The organism is Pseudomonas sichuanensis, assembly GCF_003231305.1.
In the GTDB taxonomy this organism is placed as follows: Bacteria; Pseudomonadota; Gammaproteobacteria; order Pseudomonadales; family Pseudomonadaceae; genus Aquipseudomonas; species Aquipseudomonas sichuanensis.
This window is the reverse complement of the sequence record NZ_QKVM01000026.1, coordinates 42,159-63,419: the sequence shown is the minus strand read 5'-3', so window position 1 is coordinate 63,419 and position 21,261 is coordinate 42,159. Positions and strand designations below refer to the sequence as shown.

General features: G+C 66.0%; 16 protein-coding genes and 1 pseudogene. 3 read left to right on the top strand and 14 right to left on the bottom strand.

From position 1 onward, the window contains the following. Positions 1 to 58 precede the first annotated feature (58 nt). The 5 genes from DM373_RS15335 to DM373_RS15315 all read right to left on the bottom strand — a co-directional run bounded on the left by DM373_RS15335 (position 59) and on the right by DM373_RS15315 (position 4,630). Positions 59 to 1,099 (bottom strand): hypothetical protein, encoded by a 1,041-nt coding sequence (locus DM373_RS15335; protein WP_110994378.1) that lies wholly within the window; start codon positions 1,097 to 1,099, stop codon positions 59 to 61. A gap of 213 nt (positions 1,100 to 1,312) precedes the next feature. After that, positions 1,313 to 2,008: a GntR family transcriptional regulator gene (locus DM373_RS15330; RefSeq protein WP_110994377.1), complete on the bottom strand. Its 696-nt coding sequence runs from the start codon at positions 2,006 to 2,008 to the stop codon at positions 1,313 to 1,315. Between the two features lie 15 nt (positions 2,009 to 2,023). Next, positions 2,024 to 2,725 carry a FadR/GntR family transcriptional regulator gene (locus DM373_RS15325; protein WP_110994376.1) on the bottom strand — a complete coding sequence of 234 codons (702 nt, stop codon included), beginning with the start codon at positions 2,723 to 2,725 and terminating at the stop codon, positions 2,024 to 2,026. A gap of 70 nt (positions 2,726 to 2,795) precedes the next feature. After that, positions 2,796 to 4,106: a C4-dicarboxylate transporter DctA gene (locus tag DM373_RS15320; protein WP_110994375.1), complete on the bottom strand. Its 1,311-nt coding sequence runs from the start codon at positions 4,104 to 4,106 to the stop codon at positions 2,796 to 2,798. A gap of 209 nt (positions 4,107 to 4,315) precedes the next feature. Further along, complete coding sequence (locus DM373_RS15315) at positions 4,316 to 4,630, bottom strand: helix-turn-helix domain-containing protein (protein WP_110994374.1); 315 nt, start codon at positions 4,628 to 4,630, stop codon at positions 4,316 to 4,318. Positions 4,631 to 4,836: 206 nt separating this feature from the next. Here DM373_RS15315 and DM373_RS29685 point away from each other — a divergent pair. The 3 genes and pseudogenes from DM373_RS29685 to DM373_RS15305 all read left to right on the top strand — a co-directional run. Further along, positions 4,837 to 5,187: pseudogene (locus DM373_RS29685) on the top strand (PAS domain-containing protein); the annotation flags it as partial. A 174-nt stretch (positions 5,188 to 5,361) separates the two neighbouring features. Further along, positions 5,362 to 6,471 (top strand): methyl-accepting chemotaxis protein, encoded by a 1,110-nt coding sequence (locus tag DM373_RS15310; protein WP_425272588.1) that lies wholly within the window; start codon positions 5,362 to 5,364, stop codon positions 6,469 to 6,471. 12 nt (positions 6,472 to 6,483) lie between these two features. Continuing rightward, positions 6,484 to 8,166, top strand: coding sequence for a putative bifunctional diguanylate cyclase/phosphodiesterase (locus DM373_RS15305; RefSeq protein WP_110994372.1), 1,683 nt, complete (start codon positions 6,484 to 6,486; stop codon positions 8,164 to 8,166). A gap of 48 nt (positions 8,167 to 8,214) precedes the next feature. Here the strand turns inward: DM373_RS15305 and DM373_RS15300 are convergent, their stop codons facing one another. The 9 genes from DM373_RS15300 to DM373_RS15260 all read right to left on the bottom strand — a co-directional run bounded on the left by DM373_RS15300 (position 8,215) and on the right by DM373_RS15260 (position 21,077). Beyond that, positions 8,215 to 13,059 (bottom strand): dermonecrotic toxin domain-containing protein, encoded by a 4,845-nt coding sequence (locus DM373_RS15300; protein WP_110994371.1) that lies wholly within the window; start codon positions 13,057 to 13,059, stop codon positions 8,215 to 8,217. A 93-nt stretch (positions 13,060 to 13,152) separates the two neighbouring features. Continuing rightward, positions 13,153 to 13,644: an Lrp/AsnC family transcriptional regulator gene (locus tag DM373_RS15295; protein ID WP_110994370.1), complete on the bottom strand. Its 492-nt coding sequence runs from the start codon at positions 13,642 to 13,644 to the stop codon at positions 13,153 to 13,155. Between the two features lie 13 nt (positions 13,645 to 13,657). Beyond that, positions 13,658 to 14,470 carry an ABC transporter ATP-binding protein gene (locus DM373_RS15290; protein WP_223277214.1) on the bottom strand — a complete coding sequence of 271 codons (813 nt, stop codon included), beginning with the start codon at positions 14,468 to 14,470 and terminating at the stop codon, positions 13,658 to 13,660. A 4-nt stretch (positions 14,471 to 14,474) separates the two neighbouring features. Continuing rightward, positions 14,475 to 15,188, bottom strand: a complete 714-nt coding sequence (hisM, locus tag DM373_RS15285) for a histidine ABC transporter permease HisM (RefSeq protein WP_110994369.1) — start codon at positions 15,186 to 15,188, stop codon at positions 14,475 to 14,477. Beyond that, on the bottom strand, positions 15,185 to 15,892 hold the full coding sequence (locus tag DM373_RS15280) for an ABC transporter permease (RefSeq protein WP_110994368.1): 708 nt from the start codon (positions 15,890 to 15,892) through the stop codon (positions 15,185 to 15,187). Before DM373_RS15280 ends, hisM begins: the two co-directional genes overlap by 4 nt. 97 nt (positions 15,893 to 15,989) lie before the next feature. Further along, on the bottom strand, positions 15,990 to 16,772 hold the full coding sequence (locus tag DM373_RS15275) for an ABC transporter substrate-binding protein (protein WP_110994367.1): 783 nt from the start codon (positions 16,770 to 16,772) through the stop codon (positions 15,990 to 15,992). Between the two features lie 314 nt (positions 16,773 to 17,086). After that, a complete protein-coding gene (locus tag DM373_RS15270; RefSeq protein ID WP_110994366.1) occupies positions 17,087 to 18,133 on the bottom strand; it encodes an ornithine cyclodeaminase in 1,047 nt (348 codons plus the stop codon). An 18-nt stretch (positions 18,134 to 18,151) separates the two neighbouring features. Further along, on the bottom strand, positions 18,152 to 19,069 hold the full coding sequence (gene ctlX, locus DM373_RS15265; RefSeq protein WP_110994365.1) for a citrulline utilization hydrolase CtlX: 918 nt from the start codon (positions 19,067 to 19,069) through the stop codon (positions 18,152 to 18,154). A 238-nt stretch (positions 19,070 to 19,307) separates the two neighbouring features. Beyond that, positions 19,308 to 21,077 (bottom strand): sigma-54-dependent Fis family transcriptional regulator, encoded by a 1,770-nt coding sequence (locus DM373_RS15260; protein ID WP_110994364.1) that lies wholly within the window; start codon positions 21,075 to 21,077, stop codon positions 19,308 to 19,310. Positions 21,078 to 21,261: the final 184 nt, after the last annotated feature.

Below are 21,261 nucleotides of genomic sequence, written 5' to 3'. Positions count from 1 at the left end.
TGCCCCCTTGTGGGAGCCGGCTTGCCGGCGATGAGGCCGCTACTAACAACCGACCCACTCAAGGCGGCAAGCGAATCAGCAGCGGCGCCTGCTGCTGCTCCTGTAAGGGCACCCGGTTGGCAAGCAGGCTGTCTTCCACCTGCCCGGACAGGTAGTAAACCCCCGCCATGGCCCCGCTCTGGCGGTTCTCCATCAATTCCTGCCATTCCTCGTTCAGCGCCACGTTGAGGATCACCCGCAACTGCTCGATCATCTGCGGCTGCTCGCGGTCGTGGGAAAGCATGCCGTAGCCGGTCACCACCACCGAAATCATGGCCCCCGCCGCCTTGCCCACCGCGGCGGCGATGGCGCTGGCCGCCCCGCGCGGGGCGAGGCTGGCGCCGAGTTTTTCGCTGGCCTGGGTGGCCACCGACGACAGCCGCGCATCGGTCTGCCCCGGCGCCTTGGAGGCCTGTTGATGCAGCTGCTGGCGCAGCGATTGCCAGGCCGGCTGCTGTTCCAGCGACTTGGCCCTGAGCAACTGATAGAGCGTGGCGTTGCGCGCATCGGGCGGGCCGAGGGCGATGGCGGGGATACGGTTCAGGCGCTGGCTGAACTGCTCGGGCGGGGCGTTGTAGCGCTGGATGATCGCCGGCAGTTGTTGGCCCAGCAGCTGCAGATACAGCTCGCTGGCGCGGTCGCGGATACCTTCGGGGTTGATCTGTTCGGCCACCGGGTCGATCACCCGCTGGTGGTACTGCTCCTGCAAGTACAGGCCAAGGCGCTTTTCGGGCGGCTCGTTGCCATCGCCGTTGTTCATCTTGTACCAGGCCACCTTGAGCGTGAGCCATTGCTGGGTCCAGTAGCCGGTGAACCAGGGGATGAAGTCGTTTTCGGTGCGTTGCTGCACCTGTTCCTTCCACACCCGCATCGAGCGTCGGGCGTAGTCGTTGGCCGAACCTGCGGCGGCGGCGGAGGCTTCGATGATGTCCTGGTCGATGCGCTGCCAGACGGCGGGGGGCAGGTTTTGCGGTGGCGGCGGGGCAGGGGGGCGTTTGCCGGCGCAGCCGGTGAGGGCCAGGATGAAGCAGGCAGGCAAAAGTAGGGCGAGCGGCTTCACGCGGGCTGCCTCCCTGGGTAGAGGCTGGGGTGGTTTTTCGAGTATAGGGCGGTAAAGCGGTGTGTTTGGTGGGGGGCGACATGCTGTCTTGGGATTGCAGGAGGGCGGCCAGGTGCATGGCGATAGATCTGCAGCGCCCTCAAGATCGAGCGCCGCCCGCGCGGCGCTCGATCTCATAGGCGCTGCAAAACCACCGGCGAGCACCTGGTGGCCTTACCCCAATTCCCCCCGCCCCAGATCAAGCTTGGCTTCCAGATGGTCCAGATGCTCATGCATCAACGCCAGCGCCGCGCCGCTGTCACCGCTCTCCACCGCATCGATGATCGCCGCGTGCTCCTGCCAGGCACAGTGCTCGCAGCAGGGCGACTCATAGCGGGCGATGATCAGCGAAGTCATCGGCACCAGCCCGTTGAGAAAACGCGCCAGCGGGGCGTTGGCGGCCATCTGCGCCAGCTTCATGTGGAACTCGCCACCCAGACGGATCGCCGTGCAGCGTTCGCCCTGCTCATGGTGCTGGCGTTCGCGTTCGACCAGCTGGCGCAGCTGGCGGATCTGCGCCGGGCGCGCGCGCTGGGTGGCCAGGCCGATCAGCGTGGTCTCGGCCAGGCGCCGGGCGCTGAGCACCTGGCGCGCCTGCTCGGGGTCGGGGGCGGCCAGGTGCGCGGTGTGGCTGGGGCGCTGCACGATCACCTGCTGGTCGGACAGGCGCCCGAGCACCCGGCGGATCACCGTGCGGCTGACCCCGAAGGCGTTGCCCAGGGCCTGCTCGGGCAAGGCGCTGCCCGGTGGCAGGCGCTGTTCGAGAATGGCGTCGAACAGGCGGGGGTAGATCTGCTCCGCCGACAGGCGGGTTTCGCCGGCACCCAGCAGGGCAGGCAGGTGCGGGGCGGCGTGGGCGCAGGTGGTCATGGTCGCTCTCCTGTTTCAGGTGCCTGGGTGTTCGTCCGGGATGTTCAGGGCGATGCCCATGCGCTCGCCCTCGGCGAGGATGTGCCGGCGCATCTGCAGGCTGGCCTGGGCACTGTTGCGTTCGCGGATGGCACGCACCACCGCTTCGTTTTCGCTCAGGCGCGCGGCCAGGTGTTCGGGCGATTTGCGCAGCATCTCGGCGCTCTCTTTGAGGGCATTGCCGGTCTGCTGCACCACGCTCTGGAAGATCGGGTTGGTGGTCAGGGCGAACAGCGCCTCGTGGAAGGCGATGTAGGCGTTGACGCCCGCTTCGCTATCGCCGGCGTCGAGTGCTTCGCGCATGTCCATGAGGTTCAGGCGCAGCTGGCCAATGTCCTGGCTGCCGGCCGATTGCGCCACCAGCCCGGCAATGAAGGGTTCGAGGGTGTAGCGCAGTTCCAGCACATCGGCCAGGCTGGCTGCGGCAACGGCTTCCGGGCTTTGCGCCTGTGCGGCGTCGGCATCCAGCACCAGTACGCCCTTGCCGGGCATCGAGCGCACCAGGCCCAGGGTTTCCAGGACGATGACGGCTTCGCGCAGGCTGGGGCGGCTGATCCCCAGCTGCTCGGCCAGCTCGCGCTGGCCGGGCAGCATGTCGCCGCTGCGCCACTGGCCTCGGGCCAGGGCCTGGCGGAGTTTCTCCACCACGGATGTGACTACGGTTGAAGAGCTGATCACGGTTCGCTCCTTGAGAGGCGCTGCATTCTTGCGTTTGGCCGGCCGGCGCTGGGCGCCGGCCGGTTCAGGCTTAGAATTCCTGTTGATGGGGTTGGCCCTGCTTGCGGGGGGCGTGAGCGAAGCCAGGCTTGTTGGCCAGCACGTTGTGGGCGCGGTCCAGGTCGATGTCCTTCTCCCAGCGGGCGATGGCCACGGTGGCGACGCAGTTGCCGATGAGGTTGGTCAGCGCCCGGCCGATGCCCATGAACCAGTCCACCGCCAGCACCAGTACCAGGCCCACCACCGGGATCGCCGGTACCGCTGTCAGGGTGGCGGCGAGAATCACCAACGCCGAGCCTGGGATGCCGTGGGCACCCTTGGAAGTCACCAGCGACACCAACAGGATGGTCAGCAGGTCGCTCATGGCCAACGGCGTGCCGGTGGCGTTGGCGATGAACACGATGGCCAGGGTCAGGTAGATGGAGAAACCGTCGAGGTTGAACGAGTAGCCGGTGGGGATCACCAGGCCGACGGTGGAGCTGCCGATACCCAAGTGCTCGAGCTTGCGCATCACCTGTGGCAGCACGGCATCGGAGGAGGCGGTGCCCAGTACGATGCTCAATTCCTCACGCAGGTACTTGATGAAGGGCAGCAGGCGCAGGCCCGACAGGCGCATCACGGTACCCAGGACGATCAGCACGAAGCCGGCGCAGGTCAGGTAGAACAGCGCCACCAGGCCGCCCAGGTGCTGCAGCGAACTCAGGCCATATTTGCTGGTGGTGAAGGCGATGGCACCGAACACGCCGATCGGCGCCAGGCGCACGATCATGCCCATGATGCGGAAGATCACATGGCTCAGCTCGTTGATCAGCCGCGAGATGCCCGAGGCCGATTCACCCACCAGGTTCAGGGCGCTGCCGAACAGCACCGAGAACAACAGCACCTGGAGGATGTTGTTGTCGGCGAAGGCACCCACCACCGAGGTGGGGATCAGGTCCATCAGGAAGGTGGTGGTGCTGTGGATATGCGCGCCACGGTCGGCCAGGGCGCCGGCGTCGGCACTGGAGAGCTGGTCGAGGTGGATGTTGGCGCCGCTGCCGATACCGCTGGTAAAGGCGAATACCAGGCCGATTACCAGGGCCAGGGTGGTCAGCACTTCGAAGTAGATGACCGATTTGAGGCCGATGCGCCCGACCTTCTTCAGGTCGCCGGCGCCGGAAATACCGCTGACCACCACGCAGAACACGATCAGGCCGATGAGCATCTTGATCAGCTTGATGAAGCCGTCACCCAGGGGTTTGAGTTGCAGGGACAGGTCGGGGAAGCTCAGGCCACAGGCAACGCCTAGGGCGAGGCCGAGCACAACCTGGAGGAAGATCGAACGCGAACACCATTTGAGCATGGGAGGGATCTCGGGTCGGTGTCCTTGCCCCCCAGCCACACGGAGCGAAAGAGTGCAGGACTTAATTATTGTGGTCTTACCGGTTTGTTCACTGCGAGGGTCATGTAACGCCTAAATTGGCCTGATTGCAAGATTTTTTGGCCATACCGGTCTGACCAGTTGTGGTGCAAGGCGGTCAGCTCTGCTCTGGTGTGGTGCGCGGGGGAGTTTCAGGGCTTTGCAAGGACCTGATCGATGGCGACGATCAGCTTGCCCAGATCCTTGGGGGGCGCTCTGTGAATGGCACGGAAGAGGTAGGCACGCTGCTCTTCTTCGTCGTCCGGCTCGGCGAAAAAGGTTTTGAGTCTCACCCCCAGTACATCGGCAAAGCCGGTCAAGGCCTCGATGCTGGGGGTGTAAGTGCCGGTTTCGAAGCGGCTTATGGTCTTGGGGTCGAAACCGGTCAGTTCGCCCAGTTGCGCTTGCGTGAAGCCCGCCAGTTTGCGGTAGCGGCGCAGGGCAGGACCGAGGCCAGAACTCGTCATCGCTCAATTCCCATTTAGAATCAAGCACTTAACGATATCTATTCGCTTAGCGCAACGCCACGATTCATCACCTTTATTTGCAAAATGTGATGGAATTCGTAGAATCGCCAGCTTTGACTGATCAGTCATTCAAGTATCCCTCCAGGGGGAAACGGGCCCTTTCGGGCCGCGACACACTGCTGTTGGGTACTTTGAGCTGATCCAGGATGAACCGTTCCGATGCCCCGACATCCCGTCTGGTCGCTCGTCGGGCCGTTCGCGAATGGAGTTGCATCGTGCGTCTGAACCTCCCGGTCAACCCGGTCGAGCAAAGCTTCCCCGAACACCAGCGGCTCATTTCTGCCACCGACACGGCCAGCCTGATCACCTACTGCAACGCCGAGTTCGCCGCCATCAGCGGCTACAGCCAGGCCGAGCTGATCGGCAGCCCGCACAACCTGGTGCGCCACCCCGACATGCCCGAGGCGGTGTTCGAGCTGATGTGGCAGTACCTCAAGGCCGGCCAGAGCTGGATGGGTATCGTCAAGAACCGCTGCAAGAACGGCAATTTCTACTGGGTCAGTGCCTATGTCACCCCGATTCTGGAGAACGGCCAGGTGGTCGGTTACGAATCGGTGCGCGTGCGCCCCAGCCGTGAGCAGGTAGCCCGGGCCGAGGCGCTGTATGCGCGGTTGCGGGCGGGCAAGGCTGCCTTGTCGCCCGCCCGGCGCCTGGCATTGCTGCAGCGTGCCATGGCCGTGCCATTGCTCGCTGGCGCGCTGGCCATCGGTGCCAACCAGCTGTGGCCGGGCCTGCCGGCCCAGGGGCTGACCCTGGCGTTGTTCGCCGGTGTCGGCGTCTGGGCCCAGAGCCGTATGCGCCGTTATCTGCAGGGGATCGCCGAGGGCGCCGGCAACACCTTCAGCGATCCGCTGGTGGCGCTGACCTACAGCGACCAGGCCGGTGCCGCCGGGCAGCTGGAGCTGATCCTGATCAGCGAAGAGGCGCGCCTGAAAACCGCGCTTACCCGCCTCAGCGACCTTGCCACGCAGATGGCCGACGCCGCGCAGGATGCCGGGCGGCTGTCGCGCGGTACCGAGTCGGCGCTGCTCGAACAGCGCGCCGAAACCGACCTCACTGCCACCGCCATGACCGAGATGGCCGCCTCCATTGGCGAAGTGGCCGGCCATGTGCAACTCACGGCACAAGAGGCACATACCGCGCACCTGTTGGCCGAGCAGGGCAGCCAGGTCGCCGATGCCACGGGCGCGGCCATTCGCGGGTTGGCCGACACGGTCGGGCAGATCAACCAGGCGGTTAACGACCTGGCCGGTCAGACCGGTGCCATCGCCGAGGCCGCCGGGATGATCCGCGCCATCGCCGAGCAGACCAACCTGCTGGCGCTCAATGCCGCCATCGAGGCGGCCCGCGCCGGCGAACAGGGGCGTGGCTTTGCGGTGGTGGCCGACGAGGTACGCGCGCTGGCCGACAAGACCCGCCAGTCCACCCTGCATATCCAGACGATCATCGACACCCTGCGCAGCGGTGCCGAGCAGGCGGTGAGCATCGCCAGCCTGGGCATCGATGGCGCAGGCCAGGGCGTGACCCAGGTCGCCCAGGCCCAACAGGCCTTGCAGGGCATCCGCCAGGCCGTGTCGCGCATCAGCGACATGAGCCAGCAGATGGCGGCGGCTTCACAGGAGCAGTCGGCAGTGGCCGAGGATGTCTCGCGGCAGATCAACGGGGTGGCCGGCACGGTGCAGCAAAGTGCTCGTCACGCCAACGCCGCCGCTTCGCGCGGTGCCGAACTGGAACAGGTGTGCGCCGGATTGCGCGCCCTGGTGGAGCGCTTCAACCGCTAGGTTGCCAAGGTTATGGACGACAACTATCGCGCAGCCGTGGATGCGGCTGCGATCTTTTCCGAGACCGACCTGCAGGGTCGGATCACTTACGTCAACCAGCAGTTCTGCAGCATTTCCGGCTACAGCCGCGAGGAACTGCTGGGGGCCAACCACCGCATCCTCAATTCCGGCCTGCATGAGCCGAGCTTCTTCCTCGACATGTGGCGGGCCCTGGCGGCCGGCCGGGTGTGGAAAGGCGAGATCTGCAACCGGGCCAAGGACGGATCGCTGTACTGGGTCGACAGCACCATGGTGCCGCTGATCGACCCGCACACCGGCAAGGTACGCAAGTACGTGTCGATCCGTTTCGATGTCACCGAGAAGCGCCAGTTGCTGCACACGCTGCAGTGGCGTGTCGGGCATGACGTACTGACCGGCCTGCCGAACCGCGCCTACCTTTCCGACCTGCTCAACCAGGCGTTGGCGTTTTCCCGGCGCGAGGATGTGCCGCTGGCGGTGTGCATGCTCGACCTGGACGGCTTCAAGGCGGTCAACGATGGTTACGGCCATGCCGTCGGCGACCTGCTGCTGGTGCAGGTCGCCAAGCGCCTGCAGGGCATCCTGCGTGGCGGCGATGCGGTGGCGCGCCTGTCCGGCGACGAGTTCGTGCTGATCCTGCGCTATGTCGAGGGGCCGCAGCAGTTGCAGGCGGCGTTGCAGCGGGTGCTGCAGGCGCTGGCCGCGCCCTATTCGGTCCGTGAGCACTCATTGACCCTCAGCGCCAGCATCGGCGTGACCCTGTACCCCCAGGACGACGAAGACACCGACACCCTGGTGCGCCACGCCGACCAGGCCATGTATGTGGCCAAGCAGCGCGGGCGTAACCGCTATCACCTGTTCGACGTGTCCCAGGAGCAAGAGCTCAAGGCCACTCACCAGACCGTGGCACGGGTGCGTCGGGCCCTGCGTGAAGGTGAGCTGTGCCTGTACTACCAGCCCAAGGTGAACATGCGCAGTGGCCAGGTGATGGGTTTCGAGGCGCTGCTGCGCTGGCTGCATCCCTCCAAAGGGCCGGTGCCCCCCGGGGATTTCCTGCCGCTGGTGGAGCAGACCGACCTGATCGTCGAGTTGGGCGAATGGGTCATCGACCAGGCCCTGGGCCAATTGCAGCAGTGGCGCTTGAGCGGATGCGACTGGTCCGTCAGCGTCAATATCGCCGCCCGGCAGTTGCAGCGCGGTGACTTTGCCGAGCGCCTGGCCCAGTTGCTGGCGCGTCATCCGGGGGTACCGCCTGGGCGGCTGGACCTGGAAATCGTCGAGTCGGTGGCGATCGACAACCTGGCCCGCGTGGGCCGCTGCCTCGACGCCTGCCGCGCACTCGGGGTGAGCTTTTCACTGGATGACTTCGGTACCGGCTTTTCCTCGCTGAGCTACCTCAAGCGCCTGCCGGCGCAGACCATCAAGATCGACAAATCCTTCGTGCGCGACATCCTCCATGATCATGACGACCTGGCGCTGACCACTGCGGTGATCGGCCTGGCAAGGGCGTTCGGTCGCGCCGTGATCGCCGAAGGGGTGGAGAGCGTGGAACATGGGCGGGTGCTGATGGGGCTGGGTTGCGAGCTGGGGCAGGGCTACTGCATCGCCCGGCCGATGCCTGCGCACGGGGTGGCGCAATGGGTGGCGGGGTACCAGCACCCAGAGCAGTGGCGGTAACCCGCGCCACGGGCGTGGCACGCGCTGGTGCGTGCCACGCCCGTCAGGTCAGCGGTGGTAGACGTTGACCATGACCTCGGTCAGTTCCTCCAGCAAGGCACTCTCATCGGCTTGGCGGGCACTGAGCAACAGCTCGGCGGCGCGCTGGTAGAGCGCACCTTCGTTCGGGTAGCGCGCGGACACCAGGTCGACGCGTTGGACCGTGCCGTCGATGCGCCAGTGCAGGCCGGGTACAGCGCCCAGCTCCCGTTCCAGGGCGTCGATGTAGGCCGGCGGCACTGCGGGGCCGGTATAGGCGCCAATGGTGTCCGAGGCTTCGCTGAGTGAATCGAAGTACTGGGAAGCGCCTTCCCATCGATCCCGCAGCGTTTCGAAGGCCTGTGGGCGCAAGCGGCGCACCCAGCTCTGCCAGAAGCGCTGGCGTACGGCCCAATCGATCAGGGACGAGGCGTCGGTGCTCGCTACCACGGCATCGCCCAGGCGTTGCAGGGTCGCATCGTTCAGGTGCGCCAGCATTGGGAAACGCATGAACTGCGGCTGTGCCGGCAAGCCCAGCCGTTCCTTGAGGTGGATGCGCGCAAGCAGCGCCATTTCCAGCTCGTCGGGGTGATCGCTGGTCAGTTCCTGGTCGCTGATGTCATCGTCAGGGTGCAGGGGCGGGGCCGTGTCCCTGGCCGGATCGTGGCCGTCGGCCCTGAGCGCGGTACGCCTGGCCTTACGGGCCTGGTAAAGGGCGCCGACATGTTCGTCCAGCACGCGTTGGCGCAGCAGGGCCAGAATGCTTTGCACCGCGACCTGTTCGTCGGTGTCATCCGCCGCGGCATGGTTGACCGCCTGCCACAGCGTCACCTCGGTCTCGACTTCCTGGAACAGCAGGATGGCCTGGTCCACGCACTCCTCGGTGGCGTCGTTGAGCAGGTCGATGATCTGCTGCTGGACCTGCGCTCTTCCCCAACCGCCCCCGACGGCGCCGGCTTCGTCCGTGGCCAGCAGTTGCACCACGCGCTGCATGCGCTGGGTCATGGCCACGGGCGCGCTCTGGAAGTCCGGGGTGTCCGGCAGCCGCTGCAGCAGGTCGTAGAGTGGTCCCCACTGTGGGGCCTGGGCGGTGCTGTTGATATGCAACTGAAGTTCTTCGGGCCAGTCGGCCGTCCACAGGTAACCTTGGCCGATCGGGGCGGTGACAGTGAAGCCGGCGTCGGCGAGGATGCCAAGGGCCATGTCGCTGAAGGGGTTGCCATTGAGGGCGTAGGCGATGCCTGGGTGGCTTTCGCGTATTGCGCGAGCGTAGGTGCTGTGCTGCAGGTCGGGTGCATCGATCAGTTCGTTGGCGCTCAGGTCCAGGTGGCGCAGCTCAAGCGGCTCCTGGTTCATCAGGGCTTCAAGCCCGATTGGCCATTGGCTGATGTTGCTCGATTCCAGGTCCAGTTGCTGCAACTGCGTCCAGCCAGTGAGATCGGGGGCCAGGTCCAGGGGATTTTCATGGAGCACCAGCATCTGCAGGCGGTCGAGGCCAGCAAGCGCGGCGCGTGCGGCCTCGTCGAGCACGATCGCGTTCTGCCCCAGGCTCAGCCCGCGCAAGGCTGGCCAGCGCTGCAGGGCCTGGAAGTGTTCGGCGGTCATCACCAGTTCGTTGAGGTCGGCCTGGAACCAGGCCAATGATGGCAACGTCGACAGGCGTTCAAGCGTGGCCACCGACAGGCCGCGAATGCCGTCGGTGAGGTTGAGGCGTTGCAGGTGCGTCATGCCGGCGAGCAGCGACAGGTTGGCGTCATCATCCAGGTCGAGGTTGTTTTCCGATAGATCCAGTGCCTGTAGCTCACCCATTTCGGCCAGGGCCTGAGGCAACTGCTCGAGGGTGTTTTCCGCCAGGTCCAGGAGCAGCAGGCGAGGAAACGCGCCGAGGAAGGCATTCAAGTCGGCCATGTCCAAGGTGCCAAGGCCATTGAGGCTCAGCAGGCGGATGTGGGGCAGGCGCACCGGGAGGGTGGGCAGGCTGGAGAGCCCGGCCCCTTCGATCACCAGGTTGATGTCGTCGATGTTGTCATCCGGGCCCTGCGCGCTTTCCCGGCGCCATGCGCTGCGAATGCGCTGGGCCGCAGCTTCACGCAGCGCCCGCTGCTGCTCGAACGCACCGACCGGCAAGCCTTCGGGGGCGTGTACCCAGCGCTGGAGCGCAGTATCGAGCTGGCGATATTCCACCCGCAGGCGGTCCAGCAGGCGCCCGAACGCACCTGTCAGTGGCCCTGCCTGGTAACGCAGGCGTTGGCGCAGCATTTCCCGGTCACCCTCTGGCGTGGCGGGGTAGAGCTGATCGAACAGCTCGTCCTCGCTCAACCAGCCCCGGCCCCGTCCGCTGAGGCGGTAGCCGATGCGCCGTTCACCCGGGAGGCGGCTCGGCAGGCGGTACTGCGGGCGTACCGGCGTCATGCCCAGGTCGAGGGCGGCACGGCGTCTATCGCTGGCGGCCAGGTTGAACAACCTGTCACGTAGCGTGGGCCCTTCGTGGATGTGCAGGCCGAGCGCATTGCGTTCACTGTCGGGCATGGCGTGCAGCAGGGCGCGGTGCAGGTCTTCGTATCCGGCCAGTTCGTTGCCCTGTTCGTCGTAGGGTTTGTAGCCTTGCTCCGTTCTTACCAGCACCTTGGTGGCGTGGCCAGGCTCACCGACGGCTGTGACCAGGTCACCTTCGGGCATGGCGACGCGCAGTTCTATGCGCAGGTTGCCGGTCCAGCCGGGCAGCCGTGGGAGCATGGCGAACACCAGGGAGTCTCGGTCACTGACTGGGCCGCTGTCCTGATGGAAGCGGGCCAGGGCTTTGCAGATACGGCTTTCGCGCAGGTACAGGCGGGCGGTCTCGGCCACTGTCAGCGGCAGCCGTTCGGTGTTTTGGAACAGCTTCAGGTCGGTGGGGCTGGCCTGGGCGACGATCTCCGCGCGGGCGTTGTGGCTCAGCCCTGGGAAGTCGCGGGCCAGGACGCGGGCCATTGGCGATGGCTTGGCTGGGGCGAGGGCAGGGCGCCCGCCAAATGCTTCGAGGCTGTCCAGCAGCAGCGCCGGTATCGGCCGGTGATCCAGCAACGTCCGACGCAATGTTGCGCTGTCGTAGCCGCTGCAGCGCAATGCCTGTGCGAGCTGGCTGGCATCCAGTTTTTCCGTCGCGGGGCCCAGGCGGCCCAGCAAGGTTGCGTCAGGCCACGCCAGCGGCCGATCATGTTCAAGCAGCCAGGTGCCCTGGCCGTTACCCAGCAGTTCGGGTTGGTGATGCAGGCCCTTGACTGGCGCCAGCTTCAGGCTGCCGTCGTTCGCCTGCTCAAGCGCTAATGCCATGTCGTCGCGCGCCAGCCACAGGTGCTCTTGCCAGTGATACAGGCCATGGCTGTCCGGTACTCGATCCTGCGGCCAGGGGCGTGGGCGAGCGAAGGGGGTCAGCTCCCCAGGCCATAACTTCTGTGCCTCGCCCGCGCCGATCCGGGACCAGTCGTGCAGCGCGCCTAGAGGTTCGGCGAAATGACCGGCAGCGCCCAATGCGCCGAACAGCGCGAGGTTTTCCAGCACACCGAATAGATGGCCGATGGCGGCATCCGCATCGCCCTCGTTGGCGGCATGCACGCCTTCGAGAACTTCGTTAACGATCTGCGCGCCGCCGATGACCAGCAGCAGCTCGCCCAGCGCAGGCACGAAAAAGCCAGCGACATTGAGCACGTTCAGCCCCACACCCAGCCACTGCTCGACTCGGGCCAGCTGGGCCGCGGCATCGCGCTGCGCCACGGGTACGGCAATGGCCGCGGCGTCGGCCAGGCGCTGTTCGACCTGGGTGCGGGCACGTTCGACGAACGCATCCTTGGCCCAGGGGGTGAAGCTCAGTTCCAGGCTCGCGTCGAGGTCCAGGGTTTCCTGCCACAGATCGGTGGGGGCGGGGAAGGCGCGCTTGATCCAGCTGAAATGCTTGCCCTTTTCCAGCACCGGGGGCGTCGGATGCAGTTCGGCGTACGGGTAGCGCGGATAGAGGGTGGAGCGCAGGCGAGCAGCGAAACGCGGCTGTTCGACATGGCTGACGTAACGGCTGAAGAAGGTGCGTTCGTCCTGCTGGTGCAACAGCCGCGTGAGCGCGGTGGCTGCAGCCTGCAGCGAAGGGTACTGGCGCAGGGGCTGGTGGGGATGGCCCGGCAGGTACAGCAGGCAGGCCTCGACCTCATCCCTGGGTTGCATGCGGATCAGCATCGGGCCGCTCAAGGGAATGCCGAACAAGCTCAGGTACCCGCACTGCAGTTGTTGACGGGCTGAGTCTGCCAGGCCGGCGTAGACCGTCTCGCCCATGAGCGCGACGCGTGGGTCCAGGTGCCCTTGCAGCGATGCCTGGCTCAGCTCGGCGGCGAAGGCGGCACGGTCGTGCTGGCGCAGCGCCTCGCGAAAGGCATCGGTGTCGATGTGGTCTTGCAGGTGATAGCGGTAGCGTTGGCCCAGGTCGAGGTTGCGCACGCCGCTGACGAAGGTGTGGGCGTCACCGGCCACGCTGGCGTTTTGCTTGCCGAATCGCTCGAGGCTGGATGTGCGTGTGTACAGCTCGATGGAGGTGTCTGCATCGAAGTTCTGCAGGGCCGCCTCCATCCAGGACGAAGTCCGGTTGCCCAGGCCGACCCAGCCCTGCTCGACGCTTGGCAAGTCGCGCCCGGGGAACCAGCGCGGCAGCGCCTCTTCGAGCAAGGGGCGGCAGAATGCCTCGATGCCTTGCACGGGCGATAGCGCTTGTTGCACACGGCGCATCGCCGCGTGGCTGGCGCGAACGCGCCGCTCGAGCTGTTTGCGCTCGGCCGCGGTGGCGCCTGCGATCCACCGCGCCAGGCGGTGATGGATGAAGGCGAGGTGGGGTGAGAGGGAGGAATGGGTCATCGGTGCTGCTCCAGCGTTGAGGGAGCAGCGAGGGTAGAGAGCGCAAGCCAGTCGGCCGGGCTACATAGTTGCTACCTGGCCGTCGGCGAAGGGTTACAGCTGCGGTGCGGTGCTCTTGACCGCCGCCAGTTCCGGATGGGCGACCAGCTTGTCGATGTGCAGCTCGTCGTTGTTCATCCAGGTCTCGGTCAGCACCCGGTAATGCTCCATGTCGCGGCAGCGCATGCGCAGGCTGTAGTCGAAGTGGCCGCTGATCAGCTGGCATTCGTACACCTGCGGGCAGGCCCGCACGGTGGCTTCGAAAGCGCGCTGGGCCGAGCGCCCGCTCTGGTTGGACAAGGCCACCAGCACCAGCAGCGACAGGCCCGGGGAGACCTGCTGCAGGTCGATGATCGCCCCATAGCCGCGGATCACCCCGCGCCGCTCCAGCTTGCGCACCCGTTCCAGGCAGGGCCTGGGGGTCAGGTGCACGAGGGTGGAGAGTTTCTCGTAGGTGATCCGTCCGTGGTGGCGCAGCACGTCGATGATGGCTTCATCGATGCGGTCCAGCGGTGCGGCGGCGGGGGTGGTGGCCTTGGTATCCATATACGGCGTGACTTCACTTCAGGCGATTGGAGAGGAACTGCCGCAGGCGCTCGCTCTGTGGCTGGTCGAGGATTTCGGCGCTGCCGTGCTCTTCGACCAGGCCCTGGTGCAGGAACAGCACCTGGCTCGAGACCTGGCGGGCGAAGCCCATTTCGTGGGTGACCATGAGCATGGTACGTCCTTCCTCGGCGAGCGTCTGTATCACCTTGAGCACTTCGCCGACCAGCTCGGGGTCGAGCGCCGAGGTGGGCTCGTCGAACAGGATGATTTCCGGCTCCATGGCCAGGGCGCGGGCGATGGCCACGCGTTGCTGCTGGCCACCGGACAGAAACGCCGGGTACTGCTCTGCGGCGCGTGCCGGCAGGCCGACCTTGTCCAGGTACTTGCGCGCCCGTGCCTCGGCTTCGCTGGCGCTGATGCCGAGCACCTTGCGCGGCGCCAGGCAGATGTTCTCCAGCACCGTCAGGTGGCTCCACAGGTTGAAGTGCTGGAACACCATGGCCAGGCGTGTGCGCAGGTTCTGCAGCTGGGCCGCTGGCGGGGTGCCCTTGCTCAGGTCGAGGGTCTGGCCGTCGAGGGTGATGCTGCCGGCATTGGGTTGTTCGAGGAAGTTGATGCAGCGCAGGAAGGTGCTCTTGCCCGAGCCGCTGGCGCCGATCAGGCTGATCACGTCGCCCTTGCGGGCTTGCAGCGATACGCCCTTGAGCACCTGGTGCTCGCCGTAGTGCTTGTGCAGGCCGTCGACGCTGAGCTTGATGGCGCCGGCCTGGGCATGGGTGCTCGGGGCCTGGGCGAAGTGGGTGAGTGGCAGTGCGGTAGCGGTCATCAGGTCAGCCTCGGGCAGGGTCAAGGAAGCGCATCCAGCGGCGCTCGGCCAGTCGGAACAGGCCGACCAGGGCGAAGGACAGCAGCATGTACAGCAGGGCGGCCACGCCGAAGGCCTGGAACGTCAGGAAGGTCGCGGCGTTGGCGTCGCGGGCCACCTTGAGGATGTCGGCGACGGTGGCGGTAAAGGCCAGGGAGGTGGCATGCAGCATCAGGATCAGCTCGTTGCTGTAGGCCGGCAGCGAACGGCGCAGGGCCGCCGGCAGCACCAGGAACAGGTTGAGCTTCCAGCCACGCAAACCATAGGCCTGGGCCGCTTCCAGCTCGCCGGCGGGCAGGTTGCGGATGGCCCCGGCGAAGATCTCCACGGTGTAGGCGCAGGTGTTGAGCACAAAGGCCAGCAGCGTGCAGTTGAGCGCGTTACGGAAAAACTGGTCGAGCAGCATGTGCTCGCGCACCACCTGCAGGCTGTACAGGCCGGTGTAGCAGATCAACAGCTGGATATAGAGCGGCGTGCCGCGGAACACGAAGGTGTACAGCTGCACCGGCAGGCGCAGCCAGGCATGCCGCGAGGTACGCGCCAGGGCCAGCGGCAGCGAGAGCAGCAGGCCCAGCACCATGCTGACCACGAACAGCCACAGGGTCATGGTCAGCCCGGAAAACCCGTTGCCATCGTTGTACAGGTAGGCCGGGCCGTATTGCTGAAGGAGTTCGATCATCGCGCCAGCTCCCTGATGCCGATGTTGTAGCGTCGCTCAAGGCGTTTGAGCAGCTGATTGGACAAGGTGGTGATGACCAGGTAGACCAGCCCGGCGATGCACAGGAAGAACAGCACGTCGTTGGTGGTCTTGCCGGCGTTCTGCGCGGCCTTGACCAGGTCGGCCAGGCCGATGATCGACACCAGCGCGGTGGACTTGAGCAGCACCAGCCAGTTGTTGCCCAGCCCCGGCAGGGCAAAGCGCATCAGTTGCGGGAACAGCACCAGCCGAAACCGCTGCGCGCGGCTCAGGCCATAGGCGGTGGCGGCTTCCAGCTGGCCGGCCGGCACGCTGAGGATGGCGCCGCGGAAGTTCTCGGTGAAGTACGCGCCATAGATGAAGCCCAGGGTGATCACCCCGGCGCCGAACGGGTCGATCTCCACGTAATCCCAGCCCAGTGCCTCGGTCAGGTCGTTGAGCCAGATCTGCATGCTGTAGAAGATCAGCAGGATCAGCACCAGGTCGGGGACGCTGCGGATCAGCGTGGTGTAGAGGGTGGCCGGGATGCGCAGCAGCTTGGAGCGCGACAGCTTGGCGCTGGCACCGACCAGGCCCAGCAGCAGGCTGACGGCCAGCGACAGCAGGGCCAGCTTGAGGGTCATCCAGGTGCCCTGGGCCAGCAACGGGCCGAAGCCCTGCAGGCCGTGGGAGAGGAAGTCGTTCATGACAGGGATCTCGCGGGGAGGCCATCGCGGGGCAAGCCCGCTCCCACGCAGTGGTGAGCCCGTGGGAGCGGGCTTGCCCCGCGATCAGCGCTGTAGGTCACTCGTTGTAGATGTCCAGCTCGCCGACGTACTTCTTCTGGATCGCGGCGTAGGTGCCATCGGCGTGGATCATGGCGATGCCTTTATCGAGCAGGGCCTTGAGCTCCGGGTCGGTCTTGCGCAGGCCCATGGCGATGTCCAGCGGCAAGCTCGGGTCCTTGATCGCCGGGCCGCTCTTGAAGTCGGCGCCTTCGGGCTTGGAGAGGAAGTTGAGCTGGGCTTCGAGCTTGTCGGTAACGGTGGCGTCGAGGCGGCCGTTCATCAGGTCGGCGTAGTTCTGGTCCTGGGCCTGGTAGGCCTTGACCTGGGCGCCCAGCGGTGCCAGCACGGCGCGGGCATAGGCTTCCTGCAGCGAGCCTTGCAGCACGCCGACCTGCTTGCCCTTGAGCGATTCGACGGTGTCGCCGAAGCCTGCGGACTTGCGCACGATCACCGAGGTGGGGCTGAGGAACAGACGATTGGTGAAATCGATCTGTTTCTGGCGTGCGGGGGTGACGGCCATCGACGACATGATGGCGTCGAACTTGCGCGCCCGCAGGGCGGGGATCATGCCGTCGAATTCGTTGTGCACCCAGGTGCACTTGACCTGGAGCTTTTCGCAGATGGCGTTGCCCAGTTCGATGTCGAAGCCTTGCAGGCTGCCATCGGCGGCGACGGATTCGAAGGGTGGGTATTCGGGGTAGACGCCAAAGCGGATCTCGGTCCATTCCTTGGCCTGGGCAACGGTGGTGGCGCACAACGAGAACAGCAGCACGCCGAGGCGTTTTCGTAGGGTGAGCATAGGTGTAGGTCCCTGGGTGTTGTTATTGGAAGTAGGGGCAGTGCAAGCGTGTGGCTCTGTAACTGTTCTTGTGGGTGACTCGTTGGTCGCGGTCAGAATGCGCGAGGTAGAGCGGTTTTTTGTGTCGTTTGCCTGCGCGCAAGGTGCCGGATTCGGCTGTTGAGTTGCTTGTTGCAGCCGAATCGGCTGTTGCGACAAGGATTTATGGAAGTGCGACAGCGGTTTCTGTCATCGCGGGGCAAGCCCGCTCCCACGTAGTGGTGAGCCCGTGGGAGCGGCGGTGCGCCGATGCGACTTGCCCCGCGATGGTCCGATCAGGCAGCGCTGGCCTTGCGTTCAACCGCCGCCGGCTGCAGCAGGGCGAACAGGTCCTTCGGATTGGCCAGCTCCGGCACCAGGTTGATGTCATGGCCAATGTCCAGCGCCCTGGCCACATCCAGCACATAGCGCAGCGCCGAGTAGTCCTCGATGGCGAAACCGACCGAGTCGAACAGTGTCACCTGCTCGGCGCTCTCGCGCCCGGCCGCGATCCCTTCGACCACCTGCCAGAACTCGGTGGTCGGCGAATCGGCTGGCATCTGCTGGATCTCGCCTTCGATACGGCTCTGCGGTTCGTACTCGACGATCACCCGGGCCCGCTCGACGATCTCGCGGTGCAGCTCGGTCTTGCCCGGGCAGTCGCCGCCCACGGCATTCAGGTGCATGCCGGGCTCGATCATTTCGGGGGTGAGGATGGTGGCGTAGGCCTTGTCGGCGGTGACCGTGGTGACGATGTCGCTGCCGCGCACCGCATCGGCCACGCTGGCGGCGATGGTCAGTTTCAGCTGTGGGTAGCCGGCCAGGTTGGCCGCGAGCTTTTCCGAGGCCGCGCGGTCGATGTCGAACAGGCGAATCTCCTCGATGCCCAGCAGGGTGTGGAAGGCGATGGCCTGGAACTCGCTTTGCGAGCCGTTGCCGATCAGCGCCATGCGCTTGCTGTCCTTGCGCGCCAGGTAGCGGGCGGCGAGGGCGGAGGTGGCGGCGGTGCGGATCGCGGTGGTCAGGGTCATTTCGCTGAGCAGCACCGGCGCGCCGGTGTCGACGTCGCCCAGGGCGCCGAAGGCCATCACCGTGAGCAGGCCGTTGTGGGTGTTCTTGGGGTGGCCGTTGACGTACTTGAAGGCGTACAGGCTGGCGTCGGACACCGGCATCAGCTCGATCACCCCGTCCGGCGAGTGGTTGGCCAGGCGTGGGCATTTTTCGAAGTCGTGCCAGCGCAGGTAATCCTGGCGGATGTACTCGGCCATTTCTTCCAGGCAGGTGGGCAGGCCCTTGCGGTTGACCAGGCGGGCGAGGTCTTGCACGTCGATATAGCGGGTCATGGTGAATCTCCTTTGAGGTCAGTGGCGCGAGGGCAGGTGGACTTCGGCGAGCATGCAGCGCGCGCTGCCGCCGCCGATGCGTTCGATATGGTCGATGTTCACCACCAACGGGTGGCTGTGGCGCTCGACCTGGCTGCGCTGGCCGGCGTCCAGCGAGCGCCAGGCGCTGCGCGACATCACCAGCAGCGAGCGACCGTCGCGGTCATGCACTTCGAGCATGTTGCCGGCGAAGTTCTCCAGCTGGTCGTGATTGAGTGCCAGCACCTGCTTGCCGGTGTCGCGCAGCGAGTGTTCCAGGGCCTGGCGCTCGCCGGCGTGGGGCAGGGCGTCGAGGCACACCACGGCGAGCTGGCGGCCGACGTTCATCATCACGTTGCTGTGGTAGATCGGCGCGTGCTGGCGGTCGACGGCGTGGAACAGGCACAGGCGGTAGTCGAGCTGCTCGGCGAACTGGCGCAGGGCCTGTTCGTGGGTGCGACCGGAGTGGCAGGCATAGCTGATGCGGTGTTCGCGGTCCAGGACCATGCTGCCGGTGCCTTCGAGGAACAGATTCTGCTGTTCCAGCGGGCTCAGATCGACGGTCTGTTTGATGGTGAAACGTTCGTCCAAAGCCCGCAGCACGCCCTTGCCGCGCTCCAGGCGGCGGTTCTGGCCTTCCATCGGGTAGAGCACCAGGCTGCCGTCGGCGTGGCTGCTCCACCAGTTGTTGGGGAAGATCGAGTCGGGCGTGTGCGGCTCGGGGGTGTCCTGCACCACCAGCACCTCGACGCCGTGCTGGCGCAGGCTGGCGACGTAGCCGTCGAACTCTTCCAGGGCCTTGGCGCTGGCGGTATCAGGGTCCAGCGGGGCCTGCTGGAAGCGGTTGTTGACGGCGGTGTCCGGGTTGAAGGCGAACCGCGCCGGGCGAATCATGAGGACGGTATTTGTTGTTTGCATTGGGCACGCATCCACGGGTGGGCTGTGTGACCATTGTCGGGCGGATCAGGGCGAAATCCCGGCTGAAGCGCGTGGGGTGGGCGGCGGGTTCAGCTGAAATGGCGGGTTTGGCAGCGGAATCTGTTGTGCTTGTGCTGGCCTCATCGCCGGCAAGCCGGCTCCCACAAGGTGGCGTGCGCTATTGCACGATCTTTGTGGGAGCTGGCTTGCCAGCGATGAGGCCGGTACAGGCACTGCATCACTCGTTGGAAACCACCAGGCCCTGTTCGCGCAAACGCTTGTAAAGGGTCGTGCGGCTAATCCCCAATGCTCTGGCTACAGAAGAGAGATTGCCATTGGCACGCTGCAGTAATTTGCCCAGGTCGTTCGGGGCGTGTTCATGCACTGCGCTTTCCCCGGCTTCAGCCAGAAAACTGTCCGGCAGATGCTCCACCCCGAGCGCCTGCTCGCCAGCCAATGCCAGCGCCACCTGCATCACACTGACCAGCTCGCGCAGATTGCCCGGCCAGGGATGGCGCTCCAGCACCGTCAGCACATCATCCGGCAAGCGCGCGGGCTGGCCGGGCTCGCGATAGCGCCCATGCACCTCTTCGATCAGCGCGCGGCGGTCACTGCGTTCGCGCAGCGCCGGCAGCACCAGGGTCAACCCGGCGATGCGGTAATAAAGGTCCTGGCGAAAACGCCCGGCGCGCACCTCGGCGGCAAGATCGCGGTTGCTCGCCGACACCACGCGTATGTCCAGCGCTACCGGCTCGCCGCTGCCTAGCGGCTGGATGCTGCGGGCCTGCAGTACACGCAGCAGGCGGGCCTGGGTGGCCAGCGGCATGTCGCCGATTTCGTCGAGGAACAGCACGCCGCCGTCGGCCTTGCGGATCAGCCCGGGGTTGCCTTTGTGGTGGGCGCCGGTGAAGGCGCCTTTTTCGTAGCCGAACAGCTCCGACTCCACCAGTTCGGCCGGGATCGCCGCGCAGTTGACCGCGATCAGCGGCTGGCGCGCCCGGCTGCTGGCCTGGTGCAGGGCGTTGACGAACACCTCCTTGCCCACCCCGGTCTCGCCCTGGACCAGCAGCGGGATGTCCTTCTCCAGCAGCACACCGGCCTGGGCCAGCGCCTTGCTCACACGCGCATCCGTGGAGCCGGGCACACGGCGCGCGGGTGGCCGGCGTGGCCCCTGCCATTGGCAATGCAAGCGTTGACGGCCATGGGCGAGCAGGGCGAAGGGGCGCCCTTCGGCGTGTTCGAGGATCTGCCGTAACGGCACCTGGAACAGCTGCGCCAGGTTCAGGTGGCGCGGGTCGGTGCCCAACAGGCTGCCTGCGCGGTGGTTGGCCGCACGCACCTCGCCGCGTTCGTCGAACAACAGCAGGCCGGCCCAGGGGCTGTCGAGGTTGTCGGCGCCGGTGTTGAACAGCAGCTGCCAATGCTGCTCGCCGGGCCCGGCGAGGATCAGCCGGTTCTCCAGGCTCTGGCTGAGCATGCGCACCAGGCCCAGGGTCTGGGCGGCGGGCAGGTAGCCGTCGCTGGCCACGTCGAGTACGCCGACCAGGCGTCGTTCGGCGTCGAACAACGGTGCGGCGGCGCTGGCCATGTAGCGGTTCTGCCTTAGATAGTGCTCGTCCTGGCCGACATGGATGGCCTCGCCGCACACCAAAGCCGTGCCAAGCGCGTTGGTGCCGACGCCTTGTTCGCGCCAGCGTGCGCCGGGGCTGAAAGCGTGCTGCTGGCGCGGGTCGACGAAGCGTCGGGTACCCCAGGCGCCGAGCAGGCAGCCACTGGCGTCGCCGAGCATCACCAGGTGGCTGGCGTTGCCCAGCAGGTGCGCGTATTGCGGCAGCACGTCGTCATGGGTAAGGCGTAGGAGGACTTGGTTGCGTTCGAGCAGGGCATCGAGCTCGGCACCGGTCAGGCAATCGAAGTCGGGCGCTTGCTGGGGCTGCAGGCCGTGCTCGCGGCAGCGCGCCCAGGAGGCCTGGATCAGTTGGGCGTGGGTCGAAACGGAGTGGGCCATGGGCCTGTCCTGTGGGGTGTTGTTTTTATAGGCGACCGCGATTGAGTGTCGTTCAGCGCTGTTCATTGTCAAACCCGAAGGTGTTCAGTTGTTCAGCGAAACTGTTCACATCTGTACAGGCCGCGTGTTGTGCCAGGGCAGGAGACGCCGGTATAGAGCGGTTGTGCCGGGCTGGCACGGAACT

Bases quoted from the DNA above. Each gene is read 5' to 3' on its own strand.
- DM373_RS15330 (WP_110994377.1), bottom strand. From the start codon at position 2,008: ATGACCACCTGCGCCCACGCCGCCCCGCACCTGCCTGCCCTGCTGGGT.
- DM373_RS15320 (WP_110994375.1), bottom strand. From the start codon at position 4,106: ATGCTCAAATGGTGTTCGCGTTCGATCTTCCTCCAGGTTGTGCTCGGC.
- DM373_RS15315 (WP_110994374.1), bottom strand. From the start codon at position 4,630: ATGACGAGTTCTGGCCTCGGTCCTGCCCTGCGCCGCTACCGCAAACTG.
- DM373_RS15310 (WP_425272588.1), top strand. From the start codon at position 5,362: ATGGCCGTGCCATTGCTCGCTGGCGCGCTGGCCATCGGTGCCAACCAG.
- DM373_RS15305 (WP_110994372.1), top strand. From the start codon at position 6,484: ATGGACGACAACTATCGCGCAGCCGTGGATGCGGCTGCGATCTTTTCC.
- DM373_RS15300 (WP_110994371.1), bottom strand. From the start codon at position 13,059: ATGACCCATTCCTCCCTCTCACCCCACCTCGCCTTCATCCATCACCGC.
- DM373_RS15295 (WP_110994370.1), bottom strand. From the start codon at position 13,644: ATGGATACCAAGGCCACCACCCCCGCCGCCGCACCGCTGGACCGCATC.
- DM373_RS15290 (WP_223277214.1), bottom strand. From the start codon at position 14,470: ATGACCGCTACCGCACTGCCACTCACCCACTTCGCCCAGGCCCCGAGC.
- hisM (WP_110994369.1), bottom strand. From the start codon at position 15,188: ATGATCGAACTCCTTCAGCAATACGGCCCGGCCTACCTGTACAACGAT.
- DM373_RS15280 (WP_110994368.1), bottom strand. From the start codon at position 15,892: ATGAACGACTTCCTCTCCCACGGCCTGCAGGGCTTCGGCCCGTTGCTG.
- DM373_RS15275 (WP_110994367.1), bottom strand. From the start codon at position 16,772: ATGCTCACCCTACGAAAACGCCTCGGCGTGCTGCTGTTCTCGTTGTGC.
- DM373_RS15270 (WP_110994366.1), bottom strand. From the start codon at position 18,133: ATGACCCGCTATATCGACGTGCAAGACCTCGCCCGCCTGGTCAACCGC.
- ctlX (WP_110994365.1), bottom strand. From the start codon at position 19,069: ATGCAAACAACAAATACCGTCCTCATGATTCGCCCGGCGCGGTTCGCC.
- DM373_RS15260 (WP_110994364.1), bottom strand. From the start codon at position 21,077: ATGGCCCACTCCGTTTCGACCCACGCCCAACTGATCCAGGCCTCCTGG.